This is a genomic window from Sinomonas sp. P10A9 (assembly GCF_041022165.1).
GTDB lineage: Bacteria > Actinomycetota > Actinomycetes > Actinomycetales > Micrococcaceae > Sinomonas > Sinomonas puerhi.
Window position 1 is genome coordinate 2331965 of record NZ_CP163302.1, and the last position, 17261, is coordinate 2349225.

At 67.6% G+C, this 17261-nt stretch carries 14 protein-coding genes and 2 tRNA genes; 2 read left to right on the forward strand and 14 right to left on the reverse strand.

What is annotated here, in order from left to right; genetic code table 11:
- Positions 1 to 21: 21 nt before the first annotated feature.
- Genes AB5L97_RS10585 through ileS form a run of 3 tightly spaced genes read right to left on the reverse strand, consistent with a single transcriptional unit; the run spans position 22 to position 5245 of the window.
- Entirely contained in the window at positions 22 to 465 is a 444-nt protein-coding gene (locus AB5L97_RS10585) for a DUF4233 domain-containing protein (RefSeq protein ID WP_307959161.1), read from the reverse strand.
- Entirely contained in the window at positions 465 to 1850 is a 1386-nt protein-coding gene (locus AB5L97_RS10590) for a bifunctional folylpolyglutamate synthase/dihydrofolate synthase (RefSeq protein ID WP_369044681.1), read from the reverse strand. Before AB5L97_RS10590 ends, AB5L97_RS10585 begins: the two co-directional genes overlap by 1 nt.
- Positions 1847 to 5245 carry an isoleucine--tRNA ligase gene (gene ileS / locus AB5L97_RS10595; protein ID WP_369044682.1) on the reverse strand — a complete coding sequence of 1133 codons (3399 nt, stop codon included), beginning with the start codon at positions 5243 to 5245 and terminating at the stop codon, positions 1847 to 1849. Before ileS ends, AB5L97_RS10590 begins: the two co-directional genes overlap by 4 nt.
- 360 nt (positions 5246 to 5605) lie before the next feature.
- Here ileS and AB5L97_RS10600 point away from each other — a divergent pair, with 360 nt between their 5' ends.
- A complete protein-coding gene (locus AB5L97_RS10600; RefSeq protein WP_369044683.1) occupies positions 5606 to 6112 on the forward strand; it encodes a hypothetical protein in 507 nt (168 codons plus the stop codon).
- 28 nt (positions 6113 to 6140) lie between these two features.
- Here AB5L97_RS10600 and AB5L97_RS10605 read toward each other — a convergent pair whose 3' ends face one another.
- Positions 6141 to 6920, reverse strand: coding sequence for an SDR family oxidoreductase (locus AB5L97_RS10605; protein ID WP_307959165.1), 780 nt, complete (start codon positions 6918 to 6920; stop codon positions 6141 to 6143).
- Positions 6921 to 6961: 41 nt separating this feature from the next.
- Entirely contained in the window at positions 6962 to 7309 is a 348-nt protein-coding gene (locus AB5L97_RS10610; protein ID WP_369044684.1) for a DUF488 domain-containing protein, read from the reverse strand.
- An 89-nt stretch (positions 7310 to 7398) separates the two neighbouring features.
- Between AB5L97_RS10610 and valS the strand changes: the two genes are divergently transcribed.
- On the forward strand, positions 7399 to 10014 hold the full coding sequence (gene valS / locus AB5L97_RS10615; protein ID WP_369044685.1) for a valine--tRNA ligase: 2616 nt from the start codon (positions 7399 to 7401) through the stop codon (positions 10012 to 10014).
- Between the two features lie 340 nt (positions 10015 to 10354).
- On the opposite strand, the gene AB5L97_RS10620 is transcribed toward valS, so the two are convergent.
- The 9 genes from AB5L97_RS10620 to AB5L97_RS10660 form a co-directional block, all read right to left on the reverse strand.
- On the reverse strand, positions 10355 to 11002 hold the full coding sequence (locus AB5L97_RS10620; RefSeq protein WP_369044686.1) for a DsbA family protein: 648 nt from the start codon (positions 11000 to 11002) through the stop codon (positions 10355 to 10357).
- A gap of 62 nt (positions 11003 to 11064) precedes the next feature.
- On the reverse strand, positions 11065 to 12348 hold the full coding sequence (clpX, locus tag AB5L97_RS10625; RefSeq protein WP_307959169.1) for an ATP-dependent Clp protease ATP-binding subunit ClpX: 1284 nt from the start codon (positions 12346 to 12348) through the stop codon (positions 11065 to 11067).
- 168 nt (positions 12349 to 12516) lie between these two features.
- Complete coding sequence (locus AB5L97_RS10630; protein ID WP_307959170.1) at positions 12517 to 13176, reverse strand: ATP-dependent Clp protease proteolytic subunit; 660 nt, start codon at positions 13174 to 13176, stop codon at positions 12517 to 12519.
- Between the two features lie 28 nt (positions 13177 to 13204).
- Positions 13205 to 13822, reverse strand: a complete 618-nt coding sequence (locus AB5L97_RS10635) for an ATP-dependent Clp protease proteolytic subunit (RefSeq protein ID WP_307959171.1) — start codon at positions 13820 to 13822, stop codon at positions 13205 to 13207.
- Between the two features lie 202 nt (positions 13823 to 14024).
- Positions 14025 to 15419, reverse strand: coding sequence for a trigger factor (gene tig, locus AB5L97_RS10640; RefSeq protein ID WP_307959172.1), 1395 nt, complete (start codon positions 15417 to 15419; stop codon positions 14025 to 14027).
- 66 nt (positions 15420 to 15485) lie between these two features.
- Positions 15486 to 15560 (reverse strand) — tRNA-Pro (locus AB5L97_RS10645).
- 101 nt (positions 15561 to 15661) lie between these two features.
- Positions 15662 to 15732, reverse strand: a tRNA-Gly gene (locus AB5L97_RS10650).
- A gap of 82 nt (positions 15733 to 15814) precedes the next feature.
- Complete coding sequence (locus AB5L97_RS10655) at positions 15815 to 16750, reverse strand: Fpg/Nei family DNA glycosylase (RefSeq protein WP_369044687.1); 936 nt, start codon at positions 16748 to 16750, stop codon at positions 15815 to 15817.
- A gap of 16 nt (positions 16751 to 16766) precedes the next feature.
- Positions 16767 to 17246, reverse strand: coding sequence for a ribose-5-phosphate isomerase (locus AB5L97_RS10660; RefSeq protein WP_307959174.1), 480 nt, complete (start codon positions 17244 to 17246; stop codon positions 16767 to 16769).
- Between the last annotated feature and the right edge of the window lie 15 nt (positions 17247 to 17261).

Genomic DNA, 17261 nt, shown 5'->3' on the forward strand with positions numbered 1-17261 from the left:
TCGGCTGGTTTCCTGCCCAGTCTACTGATCACGCCCCCCGGGGTGCTCCCGCTCCCACTCGGCCTGCTCTAGGTCGCGCTGGGCGTTCTCACGGTCGAGCCGAGCGCCCGTGCGGATCGTGAAGAACCAGGTGACGAGCAGCACCGCCCCGACGAGGAACATCATCGGCTCAAAGAACCCAAGCGCGAGGAGGGCCAGCTGGAGGACCCATCCCACCCAGAGGCCCCACGGCCGTGAGACCACGGCGCACGCGAGGATGAACACGACCATGAGCCCGAGCCCGCCGCCGAGGATCGCCCCGGCGCCCAGCTCCCTCCCCCGCAGCCCGAACAGGACGAGGGTCGCGAAGAACACCACGAACGCTTCCATCAGGAGCAGCACCGAGGCGAACATCACCCGGACTGACCGGCGCTTCCTGGGCATCCCCGGCCGCCATTCGCGCTGGGCCCTCGTGAGACCGGCCATCACGCAGCATCCTTCCCAAGCAGCGTCCGGGCCTCGCCGACCACCGTGATCGACCCGGTGATGAGGACGCCCCCGCCGAAGTCGCCCGTCGCGTCTGCGCGCTCGACGGCGTACTCGATCGCGTCGTCGAGCTTCTCGGCGACGTGGATGCTCTCCTCGTCGTAGCCGAGGTCGAGCGCGAGCTCGGCCAGCTCGTCCGCCGGGATCGCGCGAGGCGATGCCGACTGGGTGAAGCAGTACTCGACCGGGAGGTCGGAGAACTCCTCCTGGAGCGTCCGCAGGATCTCCTCGGCGTCCTTCTCGCGCAGCACACCCAGGACGACGACGAGGCCCGAGAAGTCGAAGGCCTCCGTCAGCGCACGGGCGCTCACGCGGATGCCGTCCGGGTTGTGGGCGGCGTCGACGATGATCGTCGGGGACGTCCGGATCACCTCCAGGCGGCCGGGCGAGGACACCTGCTCGAATCCCTCGCGGAGCAGATCGATGCTGAGCTCCTTCTCTCCCCCACCGAAGAAGGCCTCGAGCGCAGCGACGGCGACCGCGGCGTTCTCGGCCTGATGCGCCCCATGGAGCGGCACCGCGAGGTCCTCGTAGCGGCCGGCGAGCCCGCGCACGGTCACGATCTGGCCGCCGACGGCGAGCGCCCGCGATTCGACGCCGAACTCGACGCCCTCGAACCGGTACGGAACGCCGACCTCGCGGGCCTTGTCCAAAAGGATCTGGGCCGCGCCGGCCGGCTGGGCCGCGCTCACGAGGAAACCCCCCGGCTTGATGATGCCGGCCTTCTCCCGCGCGATGTCCTCGACCGTGTCGCCGAGCAGGTCCGTGTGGTCGAGCGAGATCGGCGTGACCACGGAGACCGCGCCGTCGCCCACGTTGGTGGCGTCGGTGATGCCGCCGAGGCCCACCTCGATCACAGCGACGTCGACGGGTTGGTCGGCGAAGACCGCGAAACCGAGGATCGTGACGCACTCGAAATACGTCAGGCGCGGCTCGCCGGCGGCGACGAGTTCGGCGTCGACGATGTCCAGATACGGCGTGATCTCGTTCCAGATCCGCACGAACGCCTCATCGGACACCGGTGCACCATCGATGCTGATCCGCTCCGTCACGCGGGACAGATGCGGGCTCGTGTACCTGCCGGTGCGGAGGCCGTGGGCGCGCAGCCCGGCCTCGATCATGCGGGCTGTGGACGTCTTGCCGTTCGTGCCGGTGATGTGGATGATCGGGAACGCCTTGTTCGGCTCGCCGAGCACGTCCATCGCGCGGAACAGCGGCGCGAGCCTGGGCTCCATCCTGTTCTCCGGCGCGCGGCCCAGGAGGATCCCGTAGACCTCCTCGACCGTGGTCGGCTCCGAGGGGGTACTGGCAGTGTTCTCGGTCACTTGGCCTCCCTTCCGACCGCGAGATTCGCGGCCTGCACACGCTCGACAAGCGCCGTGGCGTCGACGTCCGCCACGAGCAGCTCCAGTTCGAGCGCGAGGGTCTCCCCCTTCACGAGGTCAACGTGGGCCTCGGCCGCGGCGATGACGTGCCTCCTGGCCGTGATGCTCGCCCGGATGCGGTCGCTCACGTCAAGGTCGGCGTCCTTGCGGGCCTGCTGCACCGTGCGGACGAGGTCGCGGGCCAGGCCCTCGGCCTCGAGCTCGGGGGTCACCTCGGTGTCGAGGACCACGAACCCTCCGCCCGGCAGCATCGCGACAGCCGCGTGCTCGCCGGCCTTCTCCGGATCCACCACAGTCTCGAGCGTGTACTCGTTCGGCTCGAGGGCGAGGCCGCCCGAGGTGACCGTGCCGTCGTCGGCCACGGACCAGTCCCCCGACTTGGATCCCTTGATCGCCTGCTGCACGCCCTTGCCCAGCCGCGGGCCGGCCGCGCGGGCGTTGACCACGAGCCTCCGCTCGATCCCGAACTCCTCCTCGCTTGCCTCGGCGGCGTCGAGCAGCCGGACGGACTTGAGGTTGAGCTCGTCGGCGATCACCGTCTCCGAGCCCTTGAGCGCGTCTGCGCTCGGCACGACGACGGTGAGCGTCCGGAGCGGGAGCCGCACCCGGAGCTTCGCGGCCTTGCGCAGGGACGAACCCGCCGAGCACACGGCCTGCGTGCGGTCCATCTGGGCCACGAGCGCCGGATCGTCGGCGAAGACGGACGCATCCGGCCAATCGGTCAGGTGGACCGAACGCCCGCCCGTGAGCCCGCGCCAGATCTCCTCGGCCACGAGCGGCAGGAGCGGCGCCGCCAGGCGGCAGACGGCCTCGAGCGCCGTGTAGAGGGCATCGAACGCGTCACGGTCCTCATCGAAGAACCGCTGGCGGGAGCGGCGGACGTACCAGTTGGTGAGCATGTCGAGGTACTCGCGCAGCGCGTCGCACGCCGTCGAGATGTCGTAGCCGTCGAGGTGCTCCTGCATGGCTCCCACGAGCCGCCCGGTCTCGGCCATGAGGTAGCGGTCGAGCGGGTCGGTGTAGCCGTCATGGCGCAGCGCCGCATCGTAGCCCCCCGGAGCAGCACCGCCGTCGTGCGCTGTGCTGTGCGCTGTGTTGTGCGCTGTGTTGTGCGCAGCATTCGCGTACATCGTGAAGAAGCTGTACACGTTCCACAGCGGCAGGATGACCTGGCGGACGCCGTCCCGGATTCCCTGCTCGGTGACGATGAGGTTGCCGCCGCGCAGGATGGGGCTGGCCATGAGGAACCAGCGCATCGCGTCGGAACCGTCGCGGTCAAGGACCTCGGAGACGTCCGGGTAGTTGCGCAGGCTCTTGGACATCTTCTGTCCGTCCGAACCGAGGACGATCCCGTGGCTGATGACGTTGCGGAACGCAGGGCGGTCGAAGAGCGCGGTCGCGAGGACGTGCAGAAGGTAGAACCAGCCGCGAGTCTGGCCGATGTACTCGACGATGAAGTCCGCCGGGTTGTGGGTCTCGAACCAGTGCTGGTTCTCCATCGGGTAGTGGACCTGCGCGTAGGGCATCGAGCCGGAGTCGAACCACACGTCCAGGACGTCCGCGACGCGCCGCATCGTGGACTGGCCCGTGGGGTCGTCCGGGTTGGAGCGCGTGAGCTCGTCGATGAACGGGCGGTGCAGGTCTGGCTGGCCCTCGTGGTTGAGCGGGAGCCTGCCGAAGTCGGCCTCCAGCTCGGCGAGGGAGCCGTAGACATCGGTGCGCGGGTATTCGGGGTTGTCCGAGACCCAGACGGGGATCGGCGAGCCCCAATAGCGGTTGCGGGAGATCGACCAGTCGCGCGCGTTCTCGAGCCATTTGCCGAACTGGCCATGCTTGACGTTGCCGGGGATCCAGTTGATCTGCTCGTTCAGCTCGACCATGCGGTCCTTGAACTGGGTGACCTGCACGTACCAGGAGGCCACCGCCCGATAGATGAGCGGCTTCCGGCAGCGCCAGCAATGCGGATAGCTGTGCACATAGCTGGCCTGCTTCAGCAGGCGCCCCTGCTCGCGCAGCACCCTGGTGATGGGCTTGTTGGCGTCGAAGACCTGCTGGCCCACGATCTCCCCGAGCGGAGACGTCTCATCGGAGGCAAAGAGCGGCAGGAAGCGCGCGCCGTCGTCCACGGACAGGATCACGGGGATGCCCGCGGCCTCACAGACCTTCTGGTCGTCCTCGCCGTAGGCGGGCGCCTGGTGCACGATTCCGGTGCCGTCGGTCGTCGTGACGTAGTCGGCGACGAGGATCTGCCACGCGTTCTGGGTGCCGTACACCTCGGCGTTCGCGAAGTAGTCCCAGAGCGGCTCGTACCGGACCCCGTCGAGTTCTGTGCCGAGGTAGGTGCGCTCGACAGCTTCGGATGCGGCAGCCGCGTCGTCGTACCCGAGATCCCTCGCGTAGGAGCCGAGGAGATCCTCCGCGAGGAGGAAGCGCGTCCCCGGCGCAAAGGCGGACACGCCCTGCGCCTTCCCCTCCGCGGGTCCCAGGGGCACGACGGCGTAGCGCACCTCTGGCCCGACGGCGAGCGCCGAGTTCGTGGGCAGCGTCCACGGCGTGGTGGTCCAGGCGAGCGCGAGGACGCCCGCGAGCTCCCGGGACACCTCGGACTCCCCGGCGACCAACGGGAACGTCACGGTCACCGTCTGGTCCTGGCGGTTCTTGTAGACGTCGTCATCCATGCGCAGCTCGTGGTTGGACAGCGGCGTCTCGTCGTTCCAGCAGTACGGCAGCACGCGGTAGCCGCTGTACGTGAGGCCCTTCTCGTGGAGGGTCTTGAACGCCCACATGACGGACTCCATGTACTCGACATTGAGCGTCTTGTAGTCGTTCTCGAAGTCGACCCAACGGGCCTGGCGCTTGACGTACGCCTCCCACTCATGGGTGTACTTCAGAACCGAAGTCCGGCAGGCTTCGTTGAACTTGTCGATGCCCATCGCGTCGATGTCCGACTTCTGGGTCATCCCCAGCTGCTTCATCGCCTCGAGCTCGGCGGGCAGGCCGTGCGTGTCCCAGCCGAAGCGCCTCTCGACGCGCCTGCCGCGCTGCGTCTGGTAGCGCGCCACGAGGTCCTTCGCGTAGCCCGTGAGGAGGTGTCCGTAGTGCGGGAGCCCGTTGGCGAAAGGGGGGCCGTCGTAGAAGACGAACTCATTGGCGCCGTCGCGTCCCGCGTCGCGGTTGTCGATCGACGCCTGGAAGGTCCCGTCCTCGTCCCAGTACTTGAGGATGCGCTCCTCGAGCTCGGGAAAGCGCACGGCGGTCGACGCCGCGGTGCCCGGCTGGTCGGGGGCCGTCGCGTCTCGTGCGGGTTCTGCAGTGGCCTTGGGGTACACGCTCACTCGGATCCTGGCTCGCTTCATGCTGCTGGATGCGAGGACGGCGTTCACCCGGATCTGCCGGGCGGCACCGCGGTACCACCTCACTTGCCGGCCCTGGGCGCACCAAGGCCAGACCTCTCGTTGACGGCGGTGACGGGCCTGACCGTCCGGTTCTACTGGGCTCTCCCCGTGCCGAGGCTCCCCGCCATCCGGGGACGGAGCTGTTCTTCCGGAAGCTCACCGGTGATTGCCGGGTCAAAGCTTTGGTGTCAAGTCTACGCACTCCCATTCGGGTGTGTCGAAAGAAAATATTTCCAATCGCTGGAATAATTCGGTGGAGCCGACCACAATGGAATCAGCTCGTCCCGAAAGGAGTCCATGATGCGAACCATTCCAACCCCTCTGCTGCCGACCCTGGCATCGGCGGCCGATTGGGTAGAAGCGGCCGTCCTCGCCGGGCTCCGCCTCGAGATGGCCCACACGGGCCGCCCCATCCGGCTGCCGCGGTCATCCCGGGTGGCCGCCCGAGCGATCCTTGCCACCGCCATCGACAACGCGGCGCAGCACGCCGACACGTCCGATGCCGTCGCGCTCGAGATCATGTGGCAGCCTGACGGGCTCACCGTCCGGATGGTCAACGTGCCCGGCGAAACGGCCATGGGCCAGATTGTCCGTCCCGGTCGCGGAATCGCCACGATGATGTCCCTCGCGCACCGCGCGGGCGGCTGGCTCCGGGCAGGACTGTGCGCCGATGGCTTCGAGGTCGAGGCCTTCCTCCCGCGCATGCCGTCGAGGCTTACAGCCCTCCTCCTGCCCGCGACCCACCTCGCGCCCGGTCGTCGGCCGCCCCCGCATGCGGCGCTGGCCCGATCGGCCCTCGGGGCATGAGCCCTGAGCGCCTCAACTCCTCGCCGAGTTACGCGCCCCTGCGGATGAGCTTGTGGGCCGCGGCCTGGGCCACGGGGCGGATCACAATCTCATCGAGATTGATGTGGTGCGGGACCGTGACTGCATAGCGCACGACGTCGGCCACGTCCTCGGCGGTCAGGGGCTCCTCGACACCCGCGTACACCTTCTCGGCAGCGTCGGCATCGCCGCCGAGCCGCCTGAGCGTGAACTCCTCCGTCTTGACGAGCCCGGGGAGGACCTCGATGACGCGGACGTTGTGCTCGGCCTCCTCGAGGCGCAGGGCGCGTGTCATGCCGCGCTCGGCGAACTTGGCGGCGTTGTAGCCGCCGCCGCCCTCGTAGGAGACGAGCCCGGCGACCGAGGTGAGGTTCAGGACCGTTCCCCTGCCGGTCGCCCGGAGCATCGGCAGGAAGGCGCGCGTGATCTTCATCGTGCCGATCACGTTGGCCCGGAGCATCCACTCCCAGTCCTCGGTCTTGGCCTCCGCGATCCAGTCCGTGCCGCGGGCACCACCAGCGATGTTGATGAGGGTGTCCGCGCCGCCGCCCGCCGTGACCGCCTCGAGGAGGCGCGCGACGTCGTCGTCCTCGGCGATATCCGCTGCAACCGGGATCGCTCCGGTCTGCGCCGCGAGCGCTTCGAGCCGCTCCGCGCGGCGCGCAACGGCGTAGACCTGCCAGCCCCCCGCGGCGAGAGCCCGCACGGTCGCCTCGCCGATCCCGGTGCTCGCGCCCGTCACAACGGCGGAACGCTTCTCGTCTTCAGTGCTGTGGTGCGCAGTCGTCATAGGCCCAACCTACCCGCGGCAGAGAACGTGCGGCCAGCGGATCAGAGATCGCCGAGCAGCCCGGCGAGGACCACCGCCTGGTTGTGTTCGGTGTCGTGCGCCGAGTAGACGAGTTCCGCCGTGCTGTGGTCCGCTACTGCCCGCTTGAGTTCTGCGTAGGCCTCGGAGCCCTCCAGCTCAGCGCGGTACTTCGCGGCGAACTCCTCGAAGCGCTCCGGAGCGTGGCCGAACCATGTGCGCAGCTCGGTCGAGGGGCCCACCTCCTTGAGCCAGAGATCGACGGCGGCTGCCTCCTTGCTCAGGCCGCGGGGCCACAGCCTGTCCACGAGAATCCTGAAGACGCCCTCCGGGGAAGGCTCGTACACCCGGCGGATCGTGATCCTGGCCATGCTGCCATGCTAGGCCGCTCCGCCCGCACGGGCCATGGACCGGCAGCGGAACCGGAACCGGCACGGAAAAGCATGGAACAATCAGTGGCATGCCTGAAGCAGCCATCACGGGTACAGACACGCCCGGCAGCACCCCGACCAACGTCCCCGACAAGCCCGCCCTCGAGGGCCTCGAGACCAAGCTCACGCAGCGCTGGGACTCCGAGGGAACCTACCGGTTCAACCCCGAGACCACCCGCGGCGAGGTCTACTCGATCGACACTCCCCCGCCCACGGCGTCCGGTTCGCTCCACGTCGGGCACATGTTCTCCTACACGCAGGCGGACCTCCTCGCGCGCTACCAGCGCATGACGGGCAAGAACGTCTTCTACCCCATGGGGTGGGACGACAACGGCCTGCCCACCGAGCGCCGCGTGCAGAACTACTACGGCGTCCGCTGCGATCCGGCCATTCCGTACAACGACGCATACCGCCCGCCCGCGCAGCCGGCCAAGAACCAGCGCGACTTCGACGTCGTCTCGCGCCGGAACTTCATCGAGCTGTGCGAGGAACTCGCGGTCGAGGACGAGAAGGTCTTCGAGAACCTGTTCAAGACGCTCGGCCTCTCGGTCGACTGGGACATGACGTACCGCACGATCGACGATGCCTCCCGCGGCGTCGCCCAGCGGGCCTTCCTGAAGAACTTCGCCGCCGGCGACGCGTATCTGGCCGAGGCGCCCACCTTGTGGGACGTGACCTTCCGCACGGCAGTGGCCCAGGCGGAGCTCGAGGACCGCGAGGTTCCCGGCGCGTATTACCGCTACGCCTTCACGACGCACGACGGCGACCCCGTGCACATCGAGACCACCCGCCCCGAACTCCTGGCCGCCTGCGCCGCCCTCGTGGCGCACCCTGACGACGAGCGCTACCAGCACCTCTTCGGCACGAAGGTGACCTCCCCGCTGTTCGGCGTCGAGGTAGAGGTGCGGGCGCACCCGCTCGCGAAGCCGGACAAAGGCTCGGGCGTCGCCATGGTCTGCACCTTCGGCGACCTCACCGACGTCACGTGGTGGCGCGAACTCCAGCTCCCCACCCGCGCCATCATCGGACGCGACGGCAGGCTGGCCGGCGAGGCCCCCGAGTGGATCACGAGCGAGGACGGCAGGGCCGCCTACGCCCGGATCGCGGGCAAGACCGCGTTCTCTGCGAAGGAAGCCGTCGTCGAGATGCTCTCCGAGCGCGGGCTCCTCGATGGCGAGCCCAAGAAGATCCTCCACCCCGTGAACTTCTACGAGAAGGGCGACAAGCCCCTCGAGGTCGTCACGTCGCGCCAGTGGTACATCCGCAACGGCGGCCGCGACGAGCATCGCCGCGCCACGTTCCTGGCCCGCGGCCGCGAGCTCGAGTGGCACCCCGCCTTCATGCACTCGCGCTACGACAACTGGGTGGGCGGCCTCAACGGCGACTGGCTCGTCTCTCGCCAGCGCTTCTTCGGTGTGCCGATCCCGGTCTGGTACGCCCTCGACACCGAGGGGAACCCCGACTACGAGAACCCGATCGTCCCGGATGATTCCGCGCTTCCGGTCGACCCTGTTGCCGAAACGGCGCCCGGGTTCGACGAATCGCAGCGTGGTGTCCCGGGCGGCTTCACAGGTGACCCCGACGTTCTCGACACCTGGGCGACGTCCTCCCTCACCCCGCAGATCGTCGGCCGCTGGAGCCGTGACGACGCGTTCTTCGCCAACGTCTTCCCCTTCGACCTGAGGCCGCAGGCCCACGAGATCATCCGCACCTGGCTGTTCTCCACGGTGGTCCGCGGAGAGGAGCTCCACGGCACGGTTCCCTGGAAGCACGCGGCCATCTCGGGCTGGGTCCTCGACCCGGACCGGAAGAAGATGTCGAAGTCCAAGGGCAACGTTGTGGTTCCGACGGACATCCTCGAGGAGTTCGGCGCGGACGCGGTGCGGTACTGGGCGGCCTCGGCCAAGCTGGGCGCCGACACGGCCTTCGAGGTCGCTCAGATGAAGATCGGGCGGCGACTCGCCATCAAGATCCTCAATGCGTCCAAGTTCGTGCTGGGTCTCGGAGCGACGGCGGAGACCGTGCTGACGGATGGCACGGATCCCGTCCTCGTCAACCCTCTGGACCGTGCTCTCCTTGCGCAGCTCTCAGGTGTCGTCGAGCAGGCTGGCGAGGCCTTCGCCGCCTACGATCCGGCACGCGCCCTCCAGCTGACCGAGGCGTTCTTCTGGCAGTTCACCGACGACTACGTCGAGCTCATCAAGGACCGCGCCTACGGCGCGCAGGGCGAGGAACAGAAGGCTTCGGTGCTCGCGGCCCTCGCAACGACTCTGGATGCGATCCTGCGGCTCTTCGCACCGGTGCTCCCGTTTGCCACCGACGAGGTGTGGAGCTGGTGGCGTACCGGTTCAGTGCACCGTGCGGCGTGGCCTGCGCCCGTGCGGGTCGCCGACGGTGACCGCGGCATGCTCCCGGTCGTCGGCCAAGCGCTCTCTGGCATCCGTAAGGCCAAGTCCGAGGCCAAGGTGAAGCAGCGCACCGAAGTGCTCACCGCCGTCGTCGCGGCACCGGCAGAGCTGCTTTCGAAGCTCGAGGCGGGCCTCGGCGATTTGCGTGCGGCCGCTAACGCCCGCACGATCGAATTGCGCGACGGTGCCGGGGAGCTCACCGTGAGCGAGGTCGAGCTCGCGCCCGCGGAGGGCTAACTGGAGAAGGCCCGGCCGGACCTGGGCACACCGGATCTGGGCAAAGGGGAAGCCCCATCAGCGTATGTCGCGTTGGTGGGGCTTCGACTTTTCGGCTGCTCGGTGACGTTCTCGCAGTCTGGTGGACTCCTCGGCATCCAGGTCTTGCCGTCTCGTCACTGGCGGCCAGTCGCCGGCTTTGCCTGAGGCTGCGCCGATCGACTGTCACTGGGTCTTCGGTTTCCACGTCCTCATCCTTGCGGATGAGGTACCTCCCATTGTGATATCGGCCAAAGCCGGAGGCAAGGGGGTTGCGTGAACTACAGAGCGGTAGTTCAGGGGAGTACCCCTTGACGCGGCGTCAGAGGGCCGACGGGCGCTCGGTGCGGGTCCGCTTGAGCTCGAAGAAGTGCGGGAACGAAGCGAGTCCGACGGCGGCGTCCCACAGTTTCCCCGCCTCCTCGCCCCGCGGTATCCGGGTAATGACCGGGCCGAAGAACGCGGTGCCGTTGAAGGCAACGATCGGGGTACCGACGTCTTGTCCCACCCGCTCGATACCGGACCTGTGGCTCGCCCGAAGCTGGGGATCGTATTCGTCCGAGTCTGCGTATCCGGCCAACTCCGCCGGGAGGCCCACCTGCTCGAGGGCCCGACGGATCACCTCCGGCCGGTCGTTGACCTTCTCCTGGTGGATGAGCGTGCCCATGGCGTCATAGAGGGGCTTGATGTTCTCTGATCCGTGGAGCTCAGCCGCCGCGATGATCACGCGCACCGGCCCCCAGTTCTCGTCCATCGCCCGCATGTAGTCATGATCGAGTTCGCGGCCCTCGTTCAGGACCGAGAGGCTCATGACATGCCACTCCGTCTCGATGTCCCGGACCTTCTCTACCTCGCCGATCCACCGCGAGGTCGCCCAGGCGAAGGGACACGCGGGGTCGAACCAGAAGTCGGCCTTCTGCTTCTGCGCGGTCCCGGCCTCGGCTGGAATCTGCACGGAATCTGTGGACATGACGGCTCCTCGAAAAGGCATGAAGAGGCGCGCCCCCGCTCAGGTGCGGGCACGTGCCGGGCTCAGGCGGACTTGTTGCGACGCTTGGCGACGACGCTGTGGGGAATGAGTGTCGGCTCCTCGCCACCCACCACCACACCCTTCGTGATCACGACGCTCGCGATGTCATCACGGCTGGGCAGATCGAACATGACGGGCAGGAGGACTTCCTCGAGGATCGCCCTGAGACCGCGCGCGCCGGTACCCCGGTCGAGGGCGAGATCGGCAATCGCCTCGAGGGCGCCGGCGTCGAAATGAAGCTCGACGCCGTCGAGCTGGAACATCTTCTCGTACTGCTTGACCAGAGCGTTCTTGGGCACCGTGAGGATCTGCATGAGAGCGGCGCGGTCGAGATTCTCCACAGTGGTGATGACTGGGAGGCGGCCGATGAACTCCGGGATGAGGCCGAACTTGAGGAGATCCTCGGGCATGACGTCGGCGTAGGAGCTCTCCTTGGCCGTGAGCGAGCTGAGGGGTGCGCCGAAGCCGATGCCCTTCTTGCCTGCGCGCTGCCCGATGATGTCCTCGAGCCCCGCGAAGGCCCCTGCCACGATGAAGAGCACGTTGGTCGTGTCGATCTGGATGAATTCCTGATGCGGATGCTTCCTGCCGCCCTGCGGCGGAACCGAGGCCACAGTGCCCTCGAGGATCTTCAGGAGCGCCTGCTGGACGCCCTCTCCCGAGACATCGCGTGTGATTGACGGGTTCTCGCTCTTGCGCGAGATCTTGTCAATCTCGTCGATGTAGATGATCCCCTGCTCGGCCTTCTTGACGTCGTAGTCCGCGGCCTGGATGAGCTTGAGGAGGATGTTCTCGACGTCCTCGCCGACGTAGCCCGCCTCGGTCAGCGCGGTCGCGTCGGCGACGGCGAAAGGCACATTGAGCCGACGGGCCAGCGTCTGGGCCAGATAGGTCTTGCCGCAGCCGGTCGGGCCGATGAGGAGGATGTTCGACTTTGCGATCTCGACGTCGTCGTGGGCCTCCGCGAGGGAACTGCCCTTGGTCGCGTGCCCCGACTGGATGCGCTTGTAGTGGTTGTACACGGCGACGGCGAGCGACCGCTTGGCCGGTTCCTGCCCGATGACGTACTCCTGCAGGAAGTCGAAGATCTCACGCGGCTTGGGCAGCTCGAACGATCCGAGATCCGAGACCTCGGCGAGTTCCTCTTCGATGATCTCGTTGCACAGCTCGATGCATTCATCGCAGATGTACACACCCGGACCTGCAATGAGTTTACGGACCTGCTTCTGGCTCTTACCGCAGAAGGAGCACTTCAGCAGGTCTGCGCTCTCGCCAATGCGCGCCATTCGTAGGTTCCCTTCCTGAAGAAGCCTTTGACCATCCCACTGTAGGCCACGACGCCGACAGTCGTCGCAGATGCACCACAGCGACACGGCGCCGGTGCCCGGGATTCCCGGACACCGGCGCTGCGGTGACGGCTCAGGCCGGCGAGATGCCTCTGCGGGAGTGCCCCGTCAGCGGGTGATCGCGCTCTGGCGGATCTTGCGCGACTCGAGCACCTCGTCAACGAGTCCGTAGTCCTTGGCCTCAGCAGCCGTGAGGAACTTGTCGCGCTCGATGTCCGCGCTGATCTCCTCCGGGGTCTTGTTCGTGTGCTTCGCCCACGTGTTCTCGAGCCACTCGCGCATCCGAAGCACCTCGCGTGCCTGGATCTCGAGGTCAGTCGCCTGGCCGCCTGACCCGCCAGACAGGGACGGCTGGTGGATCATGACGGTCGAGTTCGGCAGGGCCAGACGCTTGCCCGGCGTGCCGGCCGCGAGCAGGACCGCCGCTGCGGAGGCCGCCATGCCGAGGCACACCGTCTGGATCTCCGGGCGGATGAATTGCATCGTGTCGTAGATGGCTGTCATGGCCGTGAACGAGCCGCCCGGGGAGTTGATGTACATCGTGATGTCACGGTCGGGGTCGTTCGCCTCGAGGACGAGGAGCTGGGCCATGATGTCATCCGCGGAGGCGTCATCGACCTGAACGCCCATGAAGATGATCCGGTCCTCGAAGAGCTTCGTGTACGGATCCTGGCGCTTGAACCCATACGGGGTGCGCTCCTCGAACTGCGGGAGGACGTAGCGGCTCGAGGGAAGGCTGGCTGGGTTGACGCCCATGCTGTAGTTCATCTGATGCTCCTTGTAGTCCAGGCGTCTCTTACTTGGTGGTCCCGCCGCCGCCGGACACGTGCCCGGCACGCTCGGCGATCTTGTCGAAGAATCCGTACTCGAGCGCCTCGGTCGCCGTGAACCACTTGTCGCGGTCGTTGTCCTTGAGGATCTGCTCGACCGACCTGCCGGTCTGCTCCGCCGTGAGCTCAGCCATGACCCGCTTCATGTGCAGGATGAGCTCCGCCTGGATCTTGATGTCCGAGGCAGTGCCCCCGATCCCGCCGGACGGCTGGTGCATGAGGATACGGGCGTGCGGGGTGGCGTAGCGCTTGCCCTTGGTACCCGATGAGAGCAGGAACTGCCCCATCGAGGCCGCGAGGCCGGTGGCAACGGTCACGACGTCGTTCGGGATGAACTGCATCGTGTCGTAGATCGCCATACCGGCGGTGACCGACCCTCCAGGGGAGTTGATGTAGAGGTAGATGTCCTTCTCCGGGTCCTCCGCGGACAGGAGGAGGAGCTGGGAGCAGATGGCGTTCGCGTTGTCGTCGCGAACCTCGGAGCCGAGCCAGATGATGCGCTCCTTGAGGAGGCGCTGGTAGATGTAGTCCTGACCGTTCCCCTCGGCCGGCCCGGCCATGCTCGGCGAGTTCTCCTGCTGCATTGTGCGATACCTCTCCATCAGATGCACTGGGCTAGTTGCTTCTACAGGGACACTAGCCGTTTTCAGCAGCGCTTTGTTCCGCGCCAGCTCACTGTTCGCTTCAAGCGCATGGCGGTGCCGATCGGGGATGCACAGAGGCCGCCGTCCATGCCCCAGAGGGCATCGAACGGCGGCCTCGTGCCGCAGCCGGAATCGGCTCAGATCAGAACTTCACGGACGCCGGGTCGTCGCTCGGAACGACGTCGGAGGCATCGCTGTCAGCGGCCTCGAGGACCTCGGACGCCTCAGCGGGCTCTTCGTCGAGCGGGCGCACGAACTCGCTCAGATCGACGGCATTGCCCTCCGAGTCAGTGACCTCGGCCTTGCCCAGGACGGCGGCGAGCGCCTTGCGGCGGCGGACCTCGCCGACCATCATCGGCACCTGGCCGGACTGGTCCATGATCTGGGCGAACTGGTTCGGGTCCATGCCGTACTGGCCAGCGGTGGTCACGAGGTACTCGATGAGCTCCGACTGGGAGACACCGATCTCCTCCTTGTCGGCAATCGCGTCGAGGATGACCTCGTTCTTGAAGGCTCGCTCCGTGTTGGCCTTGACCTCGGCGCGGTGCTCCTCGGTGTCGTGGTCCTCGTCGGCCGCGTGCTCGCTGTTGGCCGGGTTGAAGTGCGCGTCAACCTGCTCGGTGACGACGCTGTCCGGGACCGGGACCTCGACCAGCTCAACGAGCTTGTCGAGCACCTTGTCACGGGCCTCGACGCCCTGCGAGACGACCTTGGACTGGGAGGCCTGCTTGGCCAGGTCCCCGCGGAGTTCGTCGATCGTGTCGAACTCGGACGCGAGCTGCGCGAAGTCGTCGTCGGCCTCGGGGAGCTCGCGCTCCTTCACGGCCGTCACCTTGACGGTCACGGAGGCGGTTTCGCCTGCGTGCTCGCCGCCGGCCAGCTTGGTCTCGAAAACGGACTCCTCGCCCGCGGAAAGGCCGGTCACGGCCTCGTCCATGCCTTCGAGCATCGTGCCGGAGCCGACCTGGTAGGAGAGACCCGAGGCCGAGTCGACCTCCTCGTCACCGACGTTCGCGCTGATGTCGATGGTCAGGAAGTCCTCTGCCGCCGCGGGGCGCTCGACGGGCTTGAGCGTGCCGAACCGGCCGCGGAGCTCGTCAAGGGCAGTCTGGACGTCGTCGTCGCCTGCTTCGGCGGCAGCGACCTCGACCTTGAGGTTCTCGTAGTCGGGGAGCTCGATCTCGGGACGCACGTCCACCTCGACCGTGAACTTGAGCTCCCCCTCGGTGGCCGCCGGGTCGGGAACCTCGGAGATCTCGACATCGGGGCGCGACAGCGGGCGGATGCCGGTCTCGGCGACGGCCTGCTGGTACCAGTCGTTGAGGCCCTCGTTGATCGCGGTCTCGAGGACGTAGCCCCGGCCAACGCGCTGGTCGACGATGCGGGCCGGGACCTTGCCCTTGCGGAAGCCCGGGACCTGGATCTGCTCGGCCACGGCCTTGTAGGCGGCATCGATGTTCGGCTTCAGCTCGTCGAGGGTCACCTCGACGTTGAGCTTGACCCGGGTGGGGCTGAGGTTCTCGGCAGCGCTCTTCACAGCGTGGCTCTCCTGGATGGTCGGATAGGGGGTACTGCCCTGGTCACGTGACTCAGGACGCGACTGTCGGGGTGACAGGATTTGAACCTGCGACTTCCTGCTCCCAAAGCAGGCGCTCTAGCCAAGCTGAGCTACACCCCGGTCTAGTGCACAGACCACGATACCGTGACGGGATCGGCCGATGCACATCCGCCCCCGGGAATGGCAACGGGCCTCTCCTGTCGGAGAGGCCCGTGTCGCGGAGCGGCCGACGGGAATCGAACCCGCGTAATCAGTTTGGAAGACTGAGGCTCTACCATTGAGCTACGGCCGCGAGGGCCCTCTCACTAAAGCGAACCCGGACGCGCGTGTCAAATCGGCGACGTCAAATCAGCGATCATCCGCGAGCCTTTCCGTCAACTCTGGCAGCGGGGGCACCAGTAGAGCTTCCGGCCCGCCTCCTCGGCCAGCATCACAGCGGTACCGCAGGTTCGGCATGCGAGCCCATGGCGCCTGTAGACATAATGCGCCTCCACGGGCGCTGGCAGAGTGTCCGGACCATCCGTCCACAGCGCCGGGTCTGTCGTGACGATGCGGCCGTCGCGGACGCCCTGGGACATCGTCGCGGCTGCGTCCCGCCACAGCGCGGCGGCCCGGTCGGCGCCAAGGTCTGTACCCGGTGTGGCGGGGTCGATCCTTGCGCGGTATAGGAGCTCCGCACGGTAGACGTTGCCGATCCCGGCAACGATGTCCTGCTCCATGAGGAGCCGCGCGACTGGCGTCCGACGGCGGGTGATCCGGCGGGCGAACTCCTCGCCGTCGTCGCCGGGCTTCTCCTCCCCTGGCCCCCTCCCCCTGCCCTGTCCTGGAACCCGCCCCGCCAAGGGATCGGGCCCGAGCCGGTCCCTCACGGCCAGCGCCTCGGCCACGGTCTCGACGGTGCACGTGCTCGCGCCGCGCAGGTCGGCCCACCCGTGGTCGGACACGAGCCGTGCGCGGACCGCCCCGCGCGGAGGGGGCGGTGCGGCGCTGAGCCGGGTGCCACCGTCGTCCGCGATCTCCCGCTCCCCTACGCGGCGTGGGGCCCCGATGCTCGAGGCGCCCGCGAACGTCTCGTCTCCGCCGAAGTCCCACGCACCGTAGAGGCCCAGATGAACCCTGAGGACGAGCCCGCCCTCGAAGTCGAGGAAGAGCTGCTTGCCGTGGGCGGACGCCGATTCGACGACGCGCCCGTCCAAGAGCGCCGCACCGTCGCCGAACCGCCCCTGCGGGCTCGAAACTGCAAGCCGCTGCCCCAGGAACACGTCGGAGAACTGGCGGGCGAGCCGGTGGATGGAGTGGCCTTCGGGCACCGCTGGGCCGATTCTGCTAGACGATCTCGCCAGTCATCTCGTACGCCGCAATCTTGCCGATGCGGCGCACATGACGCTCGTCCTCGCTGAAGGGCTCGGCCAGGAACGCCTCGATGAGCAGCGTCGCCTCGTCCACGGTGTGCTGGCGGCCGCCGACCGCCACGACGTTGGCGTCGTTGTGCTCGCGCGCGAGCCGGGCCGTCTCGAGGTTCCAGGCGAGCGCCGCGCGCACGCCGCGGACCTTGTTCGCAGCGATCTGCTCGCCGTTGCCCGAGCCGCCCAGCACGATCCCGAGGGCGTGGGTGCCAGCTTCCTGGTCGGTGACGACGGCGAGGGCGGCCTTGATGCAGAACGACGGGTAGTCGTCGAGCGGGTCATAGTCCATGGGTCCGTGGTCCACGACGTCGAACCCCTGGCCACGGAGGTGTGCCACGAGGTGCGCGGACAGCTCCATCCCGGCATGGTCGGTGGCAATGTGGACGCGCGGCTTGGGCACGGCGTTCCTCTCTCT

Bases quoted from the DNA above. Each gene is read 5' to 3' on its own strand.
- clpX (WP_307959169.1), bottom strand. From the start codon at position 12,348: ATGGCGCGCATTGGCGAGAGCGCAGACCTGCTGAAGTGCTCCTTCTGC.
- valS (WP_369044685.1), top strand. From the start codon at position 7,399: ATGCCTGAAGCAGCCATCACGGGTACAGACACGCCCGGCAGCACCCCG.
- AB5L97_RS10635 (WP_307959171.1), bottom strand. From the start codon at position 13,822: ATGCAGCAGGAGAACTCGCCGAGCATGGCCGGGCCGGCCGAGGGGAAC.
- AB5L97_RS10610 (WP_369044684.1), bottom strand. From the start codon at position 7,309: ATGGCCAGGATCACGATCCGCCGGGTGTACGAGCCTTCCCCGGAGGGC.
- AB5L97_RS10620 (WP_369044686.1), bottom strand. From the start codon at position 11,002: ATGTCCACAGATTCCGTGCAGATTCCAGCCGAGGCCGGGACCGCGCAG.
- AB5L97_RS10585 (WP_307959161.1), bottom strand. From the start codon at position 465: ATGGCCGGTCTCACGAGGGCCCAGCGCGAATGGCGGCCGGGGATGCCC.
- AB5L97_RS10630 (WP_307959170.1), bottom strand. From the start codon at position 13,176: ATGAACTACAGCATGGGCGTCAACCCAGCCAGCCTTCCCTCGAGCCGC.
- AB5L97_RS10605 (WP_307959165.1), bottom strand. From the start codon at position 6,920: ATGACGACTGCGCACCACAGCACTGAAGACGAGAAGCGTTCCGCCGTT.
- AB5L97_RS10600 (WP_369044683.1), top strand. From the start codon at position 5,606: ATGCGAACCATTCCAACCCCTCTGCTGCCGACCCTGGCATCGGCGGCC.